This is a genomic window from Nocardioides sp. GCM10023255, assembly GCF_042653125.1.
In the GTDB taxonomy this organism is placed as follows: domain Bacteria; phylum Actinomycetota; class Actinomycetes; order Propionibacteriales; family Nocardioidaceae; genus Nocardioides.
The window spans coordinates 677,329-694,174 of sequence record NZ_JBHSHU010000003.1 but is presented as its reverse complement, the minus strand read 5'-3'; the positions used below and the strand labels follow the sequence as shown (position 1 = coordinate 694,174).

General features: G+C 71.9%; 18 protein-coding genes. 7 read left to right on the top strand and 11 right to left on the bottom strand.

Annotated elements, in window-relative coordinates:
• Positions 1-8: 8 nt before the first annotated feature.
• The 6 genes from ACFO9I_RS07125 to ACFO9I_RS07100 form a co-directional block, all read right to left on the bottom strand.
• Positions 9-1,664 carry a phospho-sugar mutase gene (locus tag ACFO9I_RS07125; protein ID WP_379179206.1) on the bottom strand — a complete coding sequence of 552 codons (1,656 nt, stop codon included), beginning with the start codon at positions 1,662-1,664 and terminating at the stop codon, positions 9-11.
• 276 nt (positions 1,665-1,940) lie between these two features.
• Positions 1,941-3,332, bottom strand: a complete 1,392-nt coding sequence (locus tag ACFO9I_RS07120) for an HNH endonuclease signature motif containing protein (protein WP_379179204.1) — start codon at positions 3,330-3,332, stop codon at positions 1,941-1,943.
• Between the two features lie 501 nt (positions 3,333-3,833).
• The gene (locus ACFO9I_RS07115; protein WP_379179202.1) at positions 3,834-4,298 is read right to left on the bottom strand and encodes a VOC family protein; all 465 of its coding nucleotides are present in this window, start codon (positions 4,296-4,298) and stop codon (positions 3,834-3,836) included.
• A 3-nt stretch (positions 4,299-4,301) separates the two neighbouring features.
• Positions 4,302-4,706 carry a hypothetical protein gene (locus ACFO9I_RS07110; protein ID WP_379179200.1) on the bottom strand — a complete coding sequence of 135 codons (405 nt, stop codon included), beginning with the start codon at positions 4,704-4,706 and terminating at the stop codon, positions 4,302-4,304.
• A gap of 96 nt (positions 4,707-4,802) precedes the next feature.
• On the bottom strand, positions 4,803-5,723 hold the full coding sequence (locus tag ACFO9I_RS07105) for an aldo/keto reductase (RefSeq protein ID WP_379179198.1): 921 nt from the start codon (positions 5,721-5,723) through the stop codon (positions 4,803-4,805).
• Positions 5,724-5,805: 82 nt separating this feature from the next.
• Entirely contained in the window at positions 5,806-6,225 is a 420-nt protein-coding gene (locus ACFO9I_RS07100; RefSeq protein ID WP_379179196.1) for a MerR family transcriptional regulator, read from the bottom strand.
• 123 nt (positions 6,226-6,348) lie between these two features.
• Between ACFO9I_RS07100 and ACFO9I_RS07095 the strand changes: the two genes are divergently transcribed.
• Together ACFO9I_RS07095 and ACFO9I_RS07090 are read left to right on the top strand one after the other, a co-directional pair.
• On the top strand, positions 6,349-6,765 hold the full coding sequence (locus ACFO9I_RS07095; protein ID WP_379179194.1) for a DUF7144 family membrane protein: 417 nt from the start codon (positions 6,349-6,351) through the stop codon (positions 6,763-6,765).
• Between the two features lie 7 nt (positions 6,766-6,772).
• Positions 6,773-7,366: a hypothetical protein gene (locus ACFO9I_RS07090; RefSeq protein WP_379179192.1), complete on the top strand. Its 594-nt coding sequence runs from the start codon at positions 6,773-6,775 to the stop codon at positions 7,364-7,366.
• A 7-nt stretch (positions 7,367-7,373) separates the two neighbouring features.
• On the opposite strand, the gene ACFO9I_RS07085 is transcribed toward ACFO9I_RS07090, so the two are convergent.
• The 3 genes from ACFO9I_RS07085 to ACFO9I_RS07075 all read right to left on the bottom strand — a co-directional run bounded on the left by ACFO9I_RS07085 (position 7,374) and on the right by ACFO9I_RS07075 (position 10,478).
• Positions 7,374-8,762: a glutamate decarboxylase gene (locus tag ACFO9I_RS07085; protein WP_379179190.1), complete on the bottom strand. Its 1,389-nt coding sequence runs from the start codon at positions 8,760-8,762 to the stop codon at positions 7,374-7,376.
• A 100-nt stretch (positions 8,763-8,862) separates the two neighbouring features.
• Complete coding sequence (locus ACFO9I_RS07080) at positions 8,863-9,663, bottom strand: NAD-dependent epimerase/dehydratase family protein (RefSeq protein ID WP_379179188.1); 801 nt, start codon at positions 9,661-9,663, stop codon at positions 8,863-8,865.
• Positions 9,663-10,478, bottom strand: coding sequence for a purine-nucleoside phosphorylase (locus tag ACFO9I_RS07075; protein WP_379179187.1), 816 nt, complete (start codon positions 10,476-10,478; stop codon positions 9,663-9,665). Before ACFO9I_RS07075 ends, ACFO9I_RS07080 begins: the two co-directional genes overlap by 1 nt.
• A gap of 110 nt (positions 10,479-10,588) precedes the next feature.
• Here ACFO9I_RS07075 and ACFO9I_RS07070 point away from each other — a divergent pair, with 110 nt between their 5' ends.
• A complete protein-coding gene (locus tag ACFO9I_RS07070; RefSeq protein WP_379179185.1) occupies positions 10,589-10,978 on the top strand; it encodes a VOC family protein in 390 nt (129 codons plus the stop codon).
• Here the strand turns inward: ACFO9I_RS07070 and ACFO9I_RS07065 are convergent.
• The gene (locus ACFO9I_RS07065) at positions 10,903-11,523 is read right to left on the bottom strand and encodes a hypothetical protein (RefSeq protein ID WP_379179184.1); all 621 of its coding nucleotides are present in this window, start codon (positions 11,521-11,523) and stop codon (positions 10,903-10,905) included. The two genes, ACFO9I_RS07070 and ACFO9I_RS07065, sit on opposite strands and share 76 nt — an antisense overlap.
• A gap of 184 nt (positions 11,524-11,707) precedes the next feature.
• Between ACFO9I_RS07065 and ACFO9I_RS07060 the strand changes: the two genes are divergently transcribed.
• On the top strand, positions 11,708-12,841 hold the full coding sequence (locus tag ACFO9I_RS07060) for a sensor histidine kinase (RefSeq protein ID WP_379179183.1): 1,134 nt from the start codon (positions 11,708-11,710) through the stop codon (positions 12,839-12,841).
• On the top strand, positions 12,816-13,484 hold the full coding sequence (locus ACFO9I_RS07055; protein WP_379179182.1) for a response regulator: 669 nt from the start codon (positions 12,816-12,818) through the stop codon (positions 13,482-13,484). Before ACFO9I_RS07060 ends, ACFO9I_RS07055 begins: the two co-directional genes overlap by 26 nt.
• Positions 13,485-13,491: 7 nt before the next feature.
• Here ACFO9I_RS07055 and ACFO9I_RS07050 read toward each other — a convergent pair whose 3' ends face one another.
• Complete coding sequence (locus ACFO9I_RS07050) at positions 13,492-13,944, bottom strand: gamma-glutamylcyclotransferase (RefSeq protein ID WP_379179181.1); 453 nt, start codon at positions 13,942-13,944, stop codon at positions 13,492-13,494.
• A 59-nt stretch (positions 13,945-14,003) separates the two neighbouring features.
• Between ACFO9I_RS07050 and lpdA the strand changes: the two genes are divergently transcribed.
• Both lpdA and ACFO9I_RS07040 read left to right on the top strand, forming a co-directional pair.
• Positions 14,004-15,413 carry a dihydrolipoyl dehydrogenase gene (lpdA, locus tag ACFO9I_RS07045; RefSeq protein ID WP_379179179.1) on the top strand — a complete coding sequence of 470 codons (1,410 nt, stop codon included), beginning with the start codon at positions 14,004-14,006 and terminating at the stop codon, positions 15,411-15,413.
• Positions 15,413-16,831, top strand: a complete 1,419-nt coding sequence (locus tag ACFO9I_RS07040) for an NAD(P)H-quinone dehydrogenase (protein ID WP_379179402.1) — start codon at positions 15,413-15,415, stop codon at positions 16,829-16,831. The genes lpdA and ACFO9I_RS07040 overlap by 1 nt, the downstream gene beginning before the upstream one ends.
• The last annotated feature ends 15 nt before the right edge of the window (positions 16,832-16,846 follow it).

The following is a 16,846-nucleotide window of genomic DNA, read 5'->3' as shown; positions in this document are numbered from 1 at the left end:
GGTCGGGCTCAGATCCCCGCGGCGGCCTTGATGTCCGCGCGCAGCGCGTCGAGCCGGCCCGCGGCCGAGATCCGCGCCGCGGTGACGCCGTCCTCGGGGTTCACCGGCACCACGACCTCGAGGTAGCACTTCAGCTTGGGCTCGGTGCCGCTCGGGCGCACGATGACGCGGCCGCCCTCGGCGAGGCGGTAGCGCAGCCCCTCGGTGGGCGGCAGCTCGGCCGAGCCCTGCGACAGGTCGTCGACCTCGACCACGGCGAGGCCGCCGAGCGAGGTCGGCGGCGTGCTGCGCAGCCGCTGCATGGCGGCACCGATCTCGGCGAGGTCGGTGACCCGGACCGAGAGCTGGTCGGTGGCGTGCAGGCCGTGCTCGGCGGCGATGTCGTCGAGCAGGTCGGTGAGGGTGCGGCCCTCGGCCTTGGCGCCCGCCGCGAGCTCGCAGAGCAGCAGCAGTGCCGAGACGCCGTCCTTGTCCTTGACGTGCTCGGGGTCGACGCAGTAGCCGAGCGCCTCCTCGTAGCCGAAGGCCAGGCCGTCGACGCGACCGATCCACTTGAAGCCGGTCAGCGTCTCGGCGTAGGGCTGGCCCGCCGCGGCGGCCATCCGGCCGAGCAGTGACGAGGAGACGATCGAGGTGGCGTAGGTGCCCTGCTTGCCGGAGGTGAGCAGGTGGGAGGCCAGCAGCGCGCCGACCTCGTCGCCGCGCAGCATCCGCCAGCCGTGGGGTCCCCGGACGGCCGCGGCGCAGCGGTCGGCGTCGGGGTCGTTGGCGACCACCAGATCGGCTCCGGACTCCTCCGCGAGGGCCATGGCGAGGTCCATCGCGCCCGGCTCCTCGGGGTTGGGGAACGAGACGGTGGGGAAGTCGGGGTCGGGCTGCTCCTGCTGGCTGACGATGCGCGGCGCCGCGAAGCCAGCGGTCTCGAGGACCTGGGCGACCGAGGTGCCGCCGACTCCGTGCAGGGGCGTGTAGACGATGTCGAGGTCGCGCGGTCCGTCGCCGGCGAGGCCGGCCACGGTGTCGAGGTAGCGGTCGATGATGTGCTCGTCGAGCACCGTGCCCGCGTTGCCCCGGGGCAGGTCGGCGAGCGCGCCCACCGCCTCGATGCGGGCGGCGATCTCGGCGTCGGCGGGCGGCACGATCTGGCTGCCGTCGCCGAGGTAGACCTTGTAGCCGTTGTCCTGCGGCGGGTTGTGGCTGGCGGTGACCATCACGCCGGCGACGCAGCCGAGCTCCCGGATCGCGAACGCGAGCAGCGGGGTGGGCAGCGGGCGGGGGAGCACGTAGGCCTTGAGACCGGCCCCGGTCATCACCTCGGCGGTGTCGCGGGCGAAGACGTCGGAGTTGTGCCGGGCGTCGTACCCGATCACGACGCTGCCCTCGCGGCCGGCGCCGTTGTCCTTGAGGTAGGCGGCGAGGCCGGCGGCCGCGCGGGTGACGACGACGCGGTTCATCCGGTTCGGCCCGGCGCCCAGCGCGCCGCGCAGGCCGGCCGTGCCGAACTCGAGGGTCCCGTCGAAGCGGTCGGCCAGGTCGGCGGCGTCGGCGCCGCCGGCGACGGCCTCGACGATCTGCTCGAGCTCGGCGCGGGTCTGCTCGTCGGGGTCCTCCGCGGCCCAAGCGCGGGCGCGGTCGAGCAAGGAAGCCACGTCAGGGGTCGTCATGAGCGGCACGCTACTGCGGCGCGCAGGGTCGGTGCGATTCGGCATCGCAGCGGCGGTCGCGACCTGTGAGCCCGGCGAGCGGGGAGGTCATCCAGCGGGGGAGGTCGGCGAGCGGGGGAGGTCGTGGTCAGCTCCGGTGCGTCCCTCCCGCGGGGCTCCGGCCTGCACCCCGACGACCGGAAGTCGTGTGCCCCTGTGGTCGGAGGTGAGCATGCCGAGAGCCCGAGCCGCCTGGTCCTGCTGGCGGTCGGGTCCCGGTCCGGGTCGTGCGGGTGCTCAGTTGGTGTCGAGGCGGATGGTGCCGTGGGGGGTGACGAGGTAGCTGCGGCCGTGGGGGCCGTGCCACTCGTAGCTGCCGTCGGGTCTGCGTCGGTAGCGCCAGCGGCCACTGGTCTTGCAGCGGTGATGTCGCCGGCACAAGGGGGCGAGCCGGTCGGGGGCGGTCTGGCCGGGTGGTCCGCCGTCGTCGATCGGGACGTAGGGGTCGATGTGGTCGAGGTCAGCCCGTCGGGCGTCGACGGCGCACCAGGGGAAGACGCAGTGCCCGTCGCGGAGGATGACCAGCTCGGCCATCCAGGGTGGCGGGTCGTGCTGGTCGACCGCCACCGTCGAGGTGAGGTCGATGACGGGCTGGACGGTCACCCTCGAGCGGCCCACCCAGTCCTTGATCAGGTCGAGGGTGGCGGGGCCGAGCCGCTCGACGGTGCCGGTCACCGTCCCGCTGGTGCCGGGCTCGGTGGTGGTGCAGCTGGTGGCGAGGTCGGCCAGGGAGAGGTGGAGGTAGAGCCGGGTCCTGGGCGGCCGCGGCTTCACCGACACGGCAGTGGGTGCGGCCGCAAGGGTGGGTGTGGGCTGATCTGGGCTCTGTCCGGTGACGGAGAGGAGGTCGAGGGTGGCCTGCTGGGTGGCGATCACGCCGAGGGCTTTGGCCTTGCGGATCTCGAGGTCGTCGGTGTCGCCCATGGCCTTGAGCTGGGCGGCCTGGTCGCAGACGAGGTCGTGGAAGGCGGTGAGGTCGAGGGTGTCGCCGGCGACGTCGAGGTAGCTGGTGCCGTCGAACCGGCCGGGCTGGTCGTGCCGCAGGGTGACGTGCCAGCCGTTGCGGCCTTTCTTCTCCTGCTGGGCGATCAGGTCGGGGTCGAACGTGGCGATCGCGTGCGCCACGGTGGTCTCGACCGCCTTCCACCCGCACGAGGACAACCTCGGGGCGAGCTGCTCGTCCACGTACGCGGCTCCGGCCTTGGAGAGCCGGTGGGTGGCCTGGGCGACCTGCCGCGCCCGATGGGGTTCCACGTTGAGCTGCTGGACCAGCCGCCAGATGCGGGGCAGCCGGAACTGCAGGTCCAGGGCGTCGGCGATCAGCGCCATCCCCGCGGTCGTGGAGATCCCCAGCGTCGCGGCGACCGGCTCCGGCGCGAACGCCGCCACCGCCGGCGTGCCGTCCCCGCCCAGCGACTCATCGGTGAGCAGCACGCTCGGGCCGCCCCAGGTCGCCACCCCGGTGTCCGCGGTGGCGGGGTGCAGCACCGCCCACTGCAGGGCCAGCCGGAGCTTGCCGCGCTCCTCGGCACGGGCGCCCTGCCGGCGGATCTCGAGGAGCTCGAGCACGCCGTCCGCGTCGAGGTCCTCGACCTCGACCGGGTCCCAGTTGGCGTCTGTTTCGAACATGTGTCCATCGTCTCATCGACCACCGACACCCACCCCCCGAAAAGGGCCCGGTCCGGGGGGTCTGGGGAAATCCGAAAGTAAAACTTCAGGGCTGGCCGCTGGGCCACGGCTCTACCTTGGGGTCAGGGGCTGACTGACTCTCGCTCCTGGACAACCGGCGGCTGCCGCCGCAGACCGGAAAGCCGGGTAAGGACCCGCGCCCCGGCGTACCCGCCTCGTCGCTGTCAAGGACGGCCCCCCAGACGCGGCCCGCAGGACTGACGCCGTGCTCGAGGAGCTGGGCTCCGTCGTCATGCGGTACGAGGGCCCGTGCCCGACGACCGGCGGTGCTCACCGCGGGTCGGCAAGCCGGGGACCGGCGCCGAGCGCGGCGTACCTCTCCCCGTGGCTGCCGAGACCGCAACCACCCACCCCCGCAGGCGGGTGGCCGGGTCGGGCGACGACCCGTGGCTGCGGTGCCTCTTGCTTCTTCGCCGGCACCCGCTGCTCGACCACCGCAGCTCAGGAGACGCAGAACTCGTTGCCCTCAGGATCGAGCATCGTGACGAAGTAGTGGTCCGTGACGGTGGAGTCGAAGTCGTCCGGGAAGCGGCGCAGGACGGAGGCGCCCGCCTCGATGAGCTCCGCCACCGCGGCCTCCACCGCCGTGCGTCGCTGCTCGAGCGGGATGCTCCGGTCGCGGCCGGAGGGGTAGACGTCGAAGTGGAAGCGGTTCTTGACCGTCTTGCGCTCGGGCACGACCTGGAACCAGATCGTGGGCCCCTCGCCCTTCGGGTCGCAGATGCGGTCGGACCCGTCACCGGTGGGGTCCAGCTCGTCCTCGGGCACGCCGACCGAGCGGTACCAGTCGTTCCAGGTGGCGTGGCCCTCGGGCGGCGGCTGGACGACGTACCCCAGGGCAGGGCCCCAGAACCGCACCATGACGCTCGGGTCGGTGCAGTCGATCGTCAGCTGCCAGGTCGTCACCGCTCAGTCCTTCGCGACATCGGGCCCCGCATCGCCAGTGGCCTCAGTGCCCCCGGTGTTGTCGACCTCGGCGTTCTCGGGGCGGTTCTCGGGGGCGAGGCGGCGCTCGCGCTCGGCCTCGATCTCGGCGACCTCCTCGTCGGAGGGCTTCATCTCGCGGAAGACCTCGCTGGGGTCGGCGCTGCCGGCGCTGCCCTCCTGCTCGCCGTCGGCGTTCATCTCCTCGAACTCACGCACGGTCGGCAGCTCGGCGTCGTTGTTGTCCACCTCCGCGTTCTCGGGGCGGTTCTCCGGGGCGAGGCGGCGCTCGCGCTCGGCCTCGATCTCCTCGATCTCCGACTGCGGCGGCCGTTCCTCGAGCGTCTCGCTCGCGTCGCGCTGCTGCTGCTCCTGGCGTGTCTCGCCCACTGCGACCTCCCTCGTAGGGTCGAGGTCACCCTGCCACGACGCGGCCGCCGCGTCAGGCCCCGAAAGGGTGGCGGGCGGCCGCGTCGAGGATCCGGGTCAGGAGTCGATGTGGCTCATGTCGCCGTACCGCTCCCCGGCCACCGCGTCCCGCGGGATGGCGTCCTCCAGCGCCTTGAGGTCGTCGTCGGAGAGCTCCACCGAGGCTGCTCCCACGTTCTCCTCGAGGTACTTCACGCGCTTGGTCCCCGGGATGGGCGCCACGTCCTCACCCTGGGCCAGCACCCAGGCGAGCGCGAGCTGGCCGGGCGTGCAGCCCTTCTGGTCGGCGATCTCGCGGATCCTGGCGACCAGGGCGAGGTTGGTGTCGAGGTTGTCGCCGCTGAAGCGGGGGAAGTACGCCGTCCGGCGCGAGTCGTCCGCGGCGAGCGACCCGGGGTCGGTGATGGCACCGGTCAGGATGCCCCGCCCGAGAGGGGAGTAGGGGACCAGGCCGATGCCGAGCTCGCGGATCGTCGGGAGGATCTCGTCCTCCAGGTCGCGGGTGAACAGGGAGTACTCCGTCTGCAGGGCGGTGATCGGGTGCGTCGCGTGCGCCTTGCGGATGTTCGTGGCCGAGGCCTCGGAGAGCCCGAGGTGCCGCACCTTGCCGGCCGCGACGAGCTCGGCCATCGCGCCGACGGTCTCCTCGATCGGGACGCTGCGGTCCACCCGGTGCTGGTAGTAGAGGTCGATGTGGTCGACCCCGAGCCGCTGGAGCGAGGCGTCGCACGCGGCGCGGACGTACTCCGGCCGGCCGTTGATGCCGACACGGGTGCCGTCGGGCTTGCGCTCGTTGCCGAACTTGGTGGCGAGCTGGACCTGGTCGCGCCGCCCGGCGATCGCCTTGCCGACCAGCTGCTCGTTGGTGAACGGGCCGTACATGTCGGCGGTGTCGAAGAAGGTCACGCCGAGGTCGAGGGCGCGGTGGATGGTGTCCACGCCCTGCTGCTCGTCGCCGGTTCCGTAGAACTCCGACATGCCCATGCAGCCGAGGCCGAGGGCGGAGACGCTGAGGGGGAGGTCGTTCCGAGAGTGCGCTGCTGAAGGGTCATGCCCCCACTCAACTGGTTGGAGTGCGCTCCAGGTCAAGCGTGGGCTGTGCGGCGTGCTCCAGCTTGTCGACGTAGATGCCGATCTTGGCGTCGATGGCGCCGAGGTGGTCCTGCACCTCGGCGAGCTGGGCCAGCACCAGCTGGCGGTGCGCGCGCAGGAGGTCCAGCCGCTCGCGCTCGTTGCCGTCGCCCTCGCGGACCAGGTCGGCGTAGCGGCGTACGTCGCGGATCGGCATGCCCGTGGCGCGCAGCCGGGTGATGAGCTGGATCCACCGCAGGTCCAGGTCGGTGTAGCGCCGGTGCCCGGTCGCCGAGCGCCCGACCGGGTGCAGCATCAGTCCGTCGCGCTCGTAGTAGCGCAGGGTGTCGGCGGTGAGGCCGGTGCGCGCCGACGCCTCGGCGATGGACAGGCCAGCGATGGGGCTCATGCGACAAGTCTCCCGCTTGGAGTCCGCTCCAGGTCACGCGGGGTCGTTCACCCGCCGCGGATGAGGACCTCGCCGGGTGGCGCGGCGAGGCTGGAGGCCCCACCCAGGGCAGAGGAGCGCGCCATGGCCGACACGAGGACGAAGCCGGAGCAGACCGGCTGGATGGGCTGGATCCTGTTCGCCGCCACGATGATGCTGATGCTCGGCGTCTTCCACGCCGTGCAGGGGCTGGTGGCGATCTTCCGCGACGAGTACTACGTCGTGGGTCGCAGCGGGCTGACCCTGCACGTCGACTACACCGTGTGGGGTTGGGTCCACCTGGTGCTGGGACTGGTCGTGGCCGGGGCCGGCGCGGGGCTGCTCACCGCGCAGATGTGGGCCCGGGTCGTCGGGGTCCTGGCGGCCGGGGTCAGCGCGGTCGTCAACATGGCGTTCCTGGCGGCGTACCCGTTCTGGTCGGTGGTCGTGATCCTCGTCGACGTCCTGGTGATCTGGGCGATCACGGTGCACGGGCGCGAGATCGCCGCGAACCGCACCTGAGGCCACCGTGGGCTCCGCACGCACCTGGACGGCGGTGCTGTTCGTCGCCGGCTCCGCGTGCTTCCTCGTCGCGCCCCTCCCGAGCTTCCTCGACCTCGTCGGCGAGTCGGTCGACGCCGGGGTGTTCTTCGTGGGGTCGCTGCTGTTCACCTCGGCCGCGACCCTGCAGTGGCTGCCCGGCCGGCCACCCCGCGACCTCGACTGGTGGAGCAGCAGCTGGCAGCTGCTCGGCACCCTGTTCTTCAACGTCACGACCTACCGGGCCCTCCACACGGCGCTCGACTCCACTGACTACGACCGGCTGGTCTGGCGCCCCGACGCCCTCGGGTCGACGTGCTTCCTGGTCTCGGGCGTGCTCGCGTACGTGGCCGTGGCGGGCGCGGGGTGGCACCGCCCGCCCCGGACCACCGCCGGCCGGATGGCGGGCGTCAACCTCGCCGGCTGCGTCCTCTTCGGCGTGTCAGCCGCGGCGGCGTACGTCGTCCCGTCGACCGCCGAGGAGGTGGACGCGGCCGTCGCGAACGCGACCACGTCGCTGGGCGCGCTCGCGTTCCTCGTCGGTGCGCTGCTGTTGCTGAAGAAGGAGCCGGTGCCGGTGTGAGGGTTGCTCAGTGGTGGAAGCCCCCGGCGTGCTCCTCGCTCGGCATCGGGGCGGAGAGGTGGTCGAGGTAGTCCACGGCTGCCCGCAGGTCGCGCAGGAACAGCTCGGCCATGTCGTGGCTGAAGCCGTTGCGCACCACGACCCGCAGGACGGCGAGGTCCTCGCGGTTGGGCGGCATCGTGTACGCCGGCACCAGCCAGCCCTTCTCACGGAGCTTGCGGGAGACGTCGAAGACGTCGTACTTCGTCGTCGCGCTGCTGACCGCGAAGGTGACGACCGGCAGGTCCCGCCCGTCGGACACGAGCTCGAACTCCGGCATCGCGCGCACGGTCTCGGCGACGTGCACCGCCACGTCCTGGCAGGTCTGCTGCACCAGCCGGTAGCCCTCCTTGCCGAGGCGCAGGAACTGGAAGTACTGCAGGACCACCTGGGCGCCCGGCCGCGAGAAGTTCAGCGCGAACGTCGGCATGTCGCCGCCGAGGTAGTTCACGTGGAAGACGAGGTCCTCGGGGAGGTACGCCGCGTCGCGCCACAGCACCCAGCCGATGCCGGGGTAGACGAGCCCGAACTTGTGCCCGGAGGCCTGGATCGAGACCACCCGCTCCAGGCGGAAGTCCCAGACGAGGTCCGGCTGGATGAACGGCGCGATGAAGCCGCCGGACGCGGCGTCGACGTGCACGGGCACCGAGACGCCGGTCTGTTGCTCGTAGGCGTCGAGCTTCGCGCAGATCTCCTGCACCGGCTCGTAGGTGCCGTCCATGGTCGAGCCGAGGACCGCCACCACGCCGATCGTGTTCTCGTCCACGTGGTCCAGCAGCCGGTCCGCGGTCAGGTGGAGGACGTCGCCCTCGAGGGACACGTAGCGCGGCTCGACGTCCCAGTAGTTGGCGAACTTCTCCCAGACGACCTGGACGTTGGCGCCCATCACGATGTTGGGGCGGTCGGTGGGCAGCCCGGCCCGGTGCCGGGCCTGCTGCCAGCGACGCTTCAGCGCGAGCCCGCCGAGCATGCACCCCTCGGAGCTGCCCGTGGTGGACGTCCCGATGCTGTCGGTCGCGTGGGGGGCGTGCCAGAGGTCCCCGAGCATCCGCACGCACCGGGACTCGATCTCGGCGGTCTGCGGGTACTCGTCCTTGTCGACCATGTTCTTGTCGAACGTGTCGGCGTACAGGCGGTCGGCCTCCTCGTCCATCCACGTGGTGACGAAGGTGGCGAGGTTGAACCGGGCGTTCCCGTCGAGGCTCACCTCGTCCAGGACGATCTGGTACGCCGTCTGCGGCAGCATCTCCTGCTTCGGGATCTGGTGCCGGGGCACCTCCGTCATCCCCGACCGGGTGAACCGGGGGAGCAGTGTCTGCTCGAGGTCCTCGGGTCGCTTGCTCTTCCACACTCCCATGGCGGCTGCCTCTCAGATGGACGTCCCGTCCACCCTGCGATGCGCCTCCGGGCGAGGCATCCTCCGTCGTGGATGAGTCGCCCCTCCGGGCCGGGCGTGGTCAGCTGCGGTCGAGCGCCGGCCGGTGGAACGCCTCGGTGGCGAACGGGCCGCCCACGTGGGCCGCGTCCGACGCGTCCCCGGCGCGGGCGGGGACCCGGTCGGCGAACTCCTCGGCGTCGTCCTGCGGGACGTAGCCCAGCTGCCGACCGGGCTCGAGGTCCCACCACGCGCGGGTGTTGGCGGAGATGCCGTAGAGCACCGCGAAGCCGGGTGCCGTGGCCGTCAGCGCGGCCTCGACCATGCGCACGCAGTCGTCGTGGGAGAGCCAGGTGGCCAGGTGGCGCACGGTCTCCGGCTCCGGGAGGAACGACCCGATCCGGCAGGCCACGGCGTCGACGCCGTACCGGTCGGCGTACAGGCTGAGCAGCGCCTCGGCGGCGACCTTGCCCACGCCGTAGAAGGTGTCCGGCCGCGGCCGTGCGGCGGCCGTCAGCAGCTCGGTGCGGGGCGTGTGGCCGACGGCGTGGTTGGAGGAGGCGTGGACGATCCGCGTCACGCCGTGCTCGACCATCGCGTCGAGCAGCGCGGCCGTCGTCACCACGTGGGAGGTCAGCGAGTCCGGCAGGCTCGCCTCGTCCGGGTTGCCGGCCAGGTGCACGACGGCGTCGAACCGGTCCTCGGCGAACACGGCCGCGACCGCGTCGGGGTCGGCGCAGTCGATGAGGTGCCAGGGGCCGTCGAAGCCCTCCTCGGGCGGCGGCACGCGGTCGAGGCCGACGAGCTCGTGGCCGCGGTCGGCCAGTCCCACGGAGAGGACCCTGCCGATGATGCCCGCGGCACCGGTCACCAGGACGCGCATCAGATCCTCGGGACGATCCGTCCGAGGAGGTCGCCCATCCGCGACGCGGCGGCACGGCCGGCCTCCAGGACCTCCTCGTGGTTCAGCGGCTCGCCGCTGATCCCCGCGGCCAGGTTTGTCACCAGGCTGATGCCGAGGACCTCCATGCCGGCCTCACGGGCGGCGATGGCCTCCAGGGTGGTGCTCATGCCGGCGAGGTGCCCGCCGATCGCCCGGACCATGCCGATCTCGGCGGGGGTCTCGTAGTGCGGGCCGGGGAACTGCACGTAGACGCCCTCGTCGAGCGACGGATCGACCTCGCGGCACAGCTGGCGCAGCCGGCTGGAGTAGAGGTCGGTGAGGTCGACGAAGTGCGCGCCCTCGATGGGGCTCTTGCCGGTCAGGTTGATGTGGTCGCTGATCAGCACGGGGGTGCCGGGCGTCCAGGTCTCCTTCAGGCCGCCGCAGCCGTTGGTCAGCACGATCGTGCGGCAGCCGGCCGCGGCCGCCGTGCGGACGCCGTGGACGACGGCGCGCACGCCCTTGCCCTCGTAGTAGTGGGTGCGGCTGAGGAAGACCAGGAGGTTCCGGTCACCGGAGCGGACCGAGCGGACCTTGCCCGAGTGGCCGGCCACCGCCGCGGCGGAGAAGCCCGGCAGGTCGGTGGTCGCGATCTCGGCGGTGACCTCGCCGAGGGCGTCCACGGCCGGGAGCCAGCCCGACCCCAGGACGAGGGCGACGTCGTGCTGCTCCACGCCGGTGAGCTCGGCGAGTCGCGTCGCGGCCTCCTGGGCCTGCTGCTGGTAGGTCTGCTGCGTGGTCTGCTGGTCGGTCACAAGCGGCGACTCTAGTGGCGAGCGTGATGCGGTCGGAAACCGCGGACCGGCCCGGACCCGGACCGAAAGGCCGTGGCGCGCCGTCGGTGGCCGTGGGCAGGATGCGGCGCATGATCGATCACTTCGGCATCAACTGCTCCGACGTCCCCGCCTCGGCCGCCTTCTACGACAAGGTCCTCGGGGTGCTCGGCCACTCCCGGCTGATGGACTTCGGGGTCGCCATCGGCTACGGCACCGGCCATCCCGTGTTCTGGATCAGCGAGCAGCCCGCCGAGGGCCCCGCGCCCGGTCCCAACCGCGAGGTCCACATCGCGTTCTCCGCCCCCGACGCGGCCGCCGTGCGCGCGTTCTTCGAGGCGGCGACCGGGCTGGGCGCCGAGGTGCTGCACGAGCCCCGCCTCTGGCCGGAGTACCACGAGCACTACTACGGCGCGTTCGTGCGGGACCCGGACGGCAACAACGTCGAGGCGGTCTGCCACACCGCGTCGGCCGGGGACTGAGCCGGCCGACCGGTACGCCTCTCAGTAGGTGACTCGAGCCTCATCACCTCGACCTTGCGGTGGGAGTCCGAGCGCAGCAGCGTGAGCTGGCCGGTGACGCCGACGTAGCGTCCGGTGCCCCCGACGACGGGGGTGCGGAACGGGTCGTCGGTGTGCCGGACGATGCCGTCGAGGTCGACGTGCCCTCCCGCCAGGCGCAGGGTGGTCTGGCCGGTCACCGTGCCGTCGTGGCGGCCCGAGACGATGAGCTCGACGAAGTCGCCGACGCCGACGCGCTGCCCGGTCGCGTTGTCGAGGATCGGCCCGTCGGTGCCGAGGAAGAGGTCGCCCGGGCCCTCTCCCGCCTTGCCGTTGTCGATGTAACGCATGTGGCCGCCCACCCACGGGAACGCGAGGACCATCGTCTCTGTCCGGGCGGGAGGGTCGTTGGTCCTGCCTGCCGGGGCGGCCGTGGTGGATCCTCCGGCGAACGCGGTGAGACCAATGCCTGTGCCCAGCACGAGGGCCCCGATCCCGGTCGCGGTGATGCGTGTGGATGTGGACATCGTTCTTCTCCTGGATACGTGGCCACCCGTCTGGTGGCCTCGTCGTGAACGTAGGAGCGGGTGACGCCGGAGTCGTCGGGCCACAGGATGAACCTCGGCATCCGACCAGAGGTGGAGGACGGCGTGCCCGGGATCCGCCTCACGGGGGAGTCGCAAGGGCGTGTCCCGGGTCTAGCCTGCGGGAATGGGAGCGCTTCCCACCCGCAACGACCTGCTGCTGAGCCTTGGCTTCATGCTCCTCGCCCTGGCGGAGATCTGGCTGACGCCGACGATGGGGCTGTCGGTGCAGCAGCGGGTGGTCGAGTCGGCGGCGCTGCTCCTCGTCTCCGCCTGCTTCGTCTTCCGTCGGGTCCGGCCGACCGCTGCGGCGTGGGCGGTGATGGTGCTGCTTGCCGGTGTCGGCCTCACCGTGACCGAGAGCCGTGGGTGGGACATCGCCGTCGTGATGTTGGCGATGTACTCCGCCGCGCGACACTCCGGACGCGCAGCCGCTTGGTCACTGTTGGGCGCGGGGGTGGGCTACGGCGTGCTGATCACCGCGCTCGAGGGCTACGAGGGGTTCTGGAACTTCGTCGCGAACTTCCTCTTCTACCTCGTGCTCATGGTCCTCACCCCGTGGGCCGCGGGGCTGGCGCTGCGCCGTCGTCAGGACCTCAGCCGGGACGACGCCGACCGGGCGGTCGAAGAGGAGAGGGCCCGGATCGCGCGGGAGCTGCACGACGTGGTCGGCCATGCCCTGGGCGTGATCGTGGTCCAGGCCGAGGGCGAGCGGGCACAGCTGGCGGCCGATGCGTCCGAGTCGACCCGGGAGACGCTCGCGGGGATCGCCCGTTGCGCGCGCGACGCCCTGGACGACGTGCGCCGGCTCCTGGTCGTGATGCGGACCGAGAACGCGCTCGGTCCCCAGCCCGGGCTCGACGACGTGCCCCGGCTGCTGGAGGGGATGGCCTCCGCTGGGCTCCCGGCCGAGCTGGTGGTGGCCGGGACGCCGCGCCCGTTGCCGGCCGGCGTCGACCTCTCGGCGTACCGGATAGTCCAGGAGGCGCTGACCAACAGCCTGCGGCACTCCCGAGACGCGCGCGCCCGGGTGGTGCTGCGCTACGACGACGACGCGATCGACATCGAGGTCACCGACGACGGCCAAGCGGTGCCCAGTGGAAGTTCCCGCGGCTTCGGCCTGCTGGGCATGCGTGAGCGCGTCGCGCTCTTCGGCGGCAGCGTCGATGCCGGGCCGCGGGTGAACGGCGGGTTCGGTGTCCACGTGACCCTGCCGGTCGGGGGAGGTGCCGGCGATGGCGCTGCGCGTTCTGGTGTGTGACGACCAGGCGCTGGTCCGGGCGGGCTTCGCCAAGCTCCTCGAGGCCACGGAGGGCCTGGAGGTGGTGGGCGAGGCGGCCAACGGCGCCGAGGCCGTGGACCTGGCCCGGCGGCTGCTGCCCGACGTGGTGCTCATGGACATCCGGATGCCCGTCCTGGACGGGATCTCGGCGACCGCGCGCATCGTGGCCGCCCATGACACGCGGGTGAGGGTCCTGGTGCTGACGACCTTCGGCACCGACGAGTACGTCGCGGACTCCCTGCGGGCCGGGGCCAGCGGGTTCCTGCTCAAGGACGCTCCGCCCGACCAGCTCGTGGCGGCGGTCCGCGTGGTGGCCCGAGGCGACGCGCTGCTCGACCCCGCGGTGACCCGCTCGGTCATCGCGGCGGCTGTCCGGCGTGCCGGCCGGAGCCAGCGGGCACAGGCCCGGCTGCGCGACCTCACCCACCGCGAGACCGAGACGCTCGGGCTCCTCGCGAGCGGGTTGTCCAACGCGGAGATCGCCGAGCGCCTCGTCGTCAGCGAGGCCACGGTGAAGACGCACGTGGGGCACCTGTTCACGAAGCTCGATGTCAGGGACCGGGTCCAGGCGGTGATCTTCGCCTACGAGAGCGGTGTCGTCAGCGCGAGCGATGCGGGTTGAGCAGCCGCTACAGCCCCGTCGAGCGGCAGGGCCGCCGGCGCAGCGCGGCGACGTAGTCGGCGGGGGCGTCCGCGGCCTCGGCGGCGTCGGCGAGGACGCCGAGGTACGACGCCGAGGGCAGGCCGCCCTCGTAGGCGTCGAGCACGTAGGTCCAGACGACGATCTCGCCGCTGAGCGTGGAGACGCGCACCTTGGTCTTGCGGTAGAGCCCGAGGTCGGCCGCCTCCCAGCCGTCGAGGCGCTGCTCGTCGTCGCGGGTGATGTCGTAGACCGCGACGAAGACCTGGTCGAACGGGTCCTGGACGATCGTGGACAGCGCGCCGTCCCAGCCGTGCTCCTCCCCGCCGAAGGTCAGCCGCCAGCCCTCGAGCCAGCCGGTGGTCCGCAGCGGGGAGTGGGGGCAGCGCTCGCCCATGCGGGCGGGATCGAGGTTCGTCCCGTAGGCGGCGTACAGGGTCACGGGCTGCAGATTAGTCCCTGCCTTGGTCGCTCACGGCCCCAACTCATAGGCTGGCGGCCGTGACCCACTTCAACGTTCTCGTTCTTGGTGCCGGCCCCGGCGGTTACGTGGCGGCCATCCGTGCAGCTCAGCTCGGCCAGTCGGTGGCCGTGATCGAGGAGAAGTACTGGGGCGGCGTGTGCCTGAACGTGGGCTGCATCCCCTCCAAGGCGCTGCTCCGCAACGCCGAGATCGCCCACATCATCACGCACGAGAAGGACGTCTTCGGCATCTCCGGGGACGCCACGATGGACTTCGGTGCCACCCACAAGCGCAGCCGCGGCGTCGCCGAGGCCAGCGCCAAGGGCGTGCACTACCTGATGAAGAAGAACAAGATCACCGAGCTCGACGGCTGGGGCACCCTCACCGGCGAGCGCGACGGCAAGCACGGCGTCGACGTCCAGGGCAAGGACGGCAGCACCACGTCGTACACCTGCGACAACCTGATCATCGCCGCCGGCGCCAAGGTCCGCCTGGTCCCGGGCGTGACGCTGTCGGACAACGTGGTCACCTACGAGGAGCAGATCCTCACCGACTCGCTGCCGGGCTCGATCATCATCGGCGGCTCCGGCGCGATCGGCGTCGAGTTCGCCTACGTGATGAAGAACTTCGGCGTCGACGTGACCATCGTCGAGTTCCTCGACCGGATGGTGCCGACCGAGGACGCCGACGTCTCCAAGGAGCTGCTCAAGCAGTACAAGAAGCTCGGCGTGAAGGTGCTCGTGTCCACCGCGGTCAAGGGTGTCGAGGACACCGGCAGCGGCGTGAAGGTCACCGTCGCCCCGGCCGGCGGCGGGGACGAGCAGGTCCTCGAGGCCGACAAGTTCCTCGCGGCCTTCGGCTTCGCGCCGCGCGTCGAGGGCTACGGCCTCGACAAGGCCGGCGTGGAGGTGACCGAGCGCGGCGCGATCGCCGTCGACGCGCGAGGCCGCACCAACGTGCCCGGCGTCTACGCGATCGGCGACGTGACCGGCAAGCTCATGCTGGCCCACACCGCGGAGGCGATGGGGGTCGTGGCGGCCGAGACGATCGCGGGCGCCGAGACCATGGAGATCAACTTCGACATGATCCCGCGCGCCACGTTCTGCCAGCCGCAGATCGCGTCGTTCGGCTACTCCGAGGCGCAGGCCAAGGAGAAGGGGTACGACGTCAAGGTCGCCCAGTTCCCGTTCTCCGCCAACGGCAAGGCGCGTGGCATGGCCGAGGGTGTCGGGTTCGTCAAGATCGTGGCGGACGCGGAGCACAACGAGATCGTCGGGGCCCACCTGATCGGGCCCGAGGTCACCGAGCTGCTCCCGGCGCTCACCCTCGCCCAGCAGTGGGACCTCACCGCCGACGAGGTGGCCCGCAACATCTTCGCCCACCCGACGCTGTCGGAGGCGATGAAGGAGGCCGTCGAGGGCATCGCCGGCCACATGATCAACCTGTGATGGTCCCGACGAGCCCCACGTCGGGGAACGACCGGGTCGTCATCATCGGCGGCGGCCCGGGTGGTTACGAGGCCGCGCACGTGGCGGCGCAGCTCGGCGCCGACGTCACGATCGTCGACACCGACGGCATCGGCGGCTCCGCGGTCCTCACCGACTGCGTGCCGAGCAAGACGCTGATCGCGACCGCCGAGGTGATGAGCGAGCTGGCCGGGGCCGCCGAGCTCGGCGTGGCCTTCCAGGACCAGGAGGGCGACGCCGCGACGACGATCCGGGTCGACCTGGGCCGGGTCAACGCGCGGGTCAAGCAGCTCGCCTCGGACCAGTCCGGTGACATCGCCCGCCGGCTCACCCGCGACGGCGTGAAGATCGTCCAGGGCCGCGGCCGGCTGGACGGGACCGGACGGGTCGTCGTCAGCGGCGCCGACGGTGACGAGCAGGTGCTCGAGGCCGACGCGGTGCTCCTCGCCACGGGGGCCGCGCCGCGCACGCTGCCCACGGCGCGGCCCGACGGTGAGCGGATCCTCACCTGGGAGCAGGTCTACGACCTGACCGAGACACCGAGCGAGCTGATCGTGGTCGGCTCGGGCGTGACCGGCGCCGAGTTCGCCAGCGCGTACCTGAACCTCGGCATCCCCGTCACCCTCGTCTCCTCGCGTGACCGGGTGCTGCCCGGCGAGGACGCCGACGCGGCCAAGGTCCTCGAGGACGTGCTCACGCGGCGCGGCATGAACGTGCTGTCGAAGTCGCGCATGGAGTCGGTCAACCGGAGCGGGGACACCGTCACCGTCACCCTGACCGACGGTCGCACCGTGCAGGGGTCGCACTGCATCCTCGCCCTCGGGTCGGTGCCCAACACCGCCGACATGGGGCTGGAGGAAGCCGGCGTCGTGCTCGACGACGGTGGCTTCGTCAAGGTCGACCGGGTGTCGCGCACCTCCGCGCGTGGGGTGTACGCCGCCGGCGACTGCACCGGTGTGCTCATGCTCGCGTCGGTGGCCGCGATGCAGGGCCGGATCGCCATGTGGCACTTCCTCGGCGACACCGTCCACCCGCTGGACCTGAAGAAGGTCTCCTCCAACGTCTTCACCGCGCCCGAGATCGCGACCGTCGGCTGGTCCCAGCAGTCCGTCGACAGCGGCGAGATGCAGGCCGAGGTCGTCATGCTGCCGCTGTCGGGCAACCCGCGCGCCAAGATGCAGGGCGTCCACGACGGCTTCGTGAAGCTCTTCTGCCGTCCGGGCACCGGCATCGTGGTCGGGGGAGTGGTGGTCGGTCCGCGCGCCAGCGAGCTGATCCACCCGGTCTCGATCGCGGTCGCCGAGTCGCTCACCGCGGACCAGCTGGCCCAGGCGTTCACGGTCTACCCGTCGATGAGCGGGTCCATCGCCGAGGCGGCGCGGCGGCTGCACCGGGTGTGAGCCCGGGCTGATCCC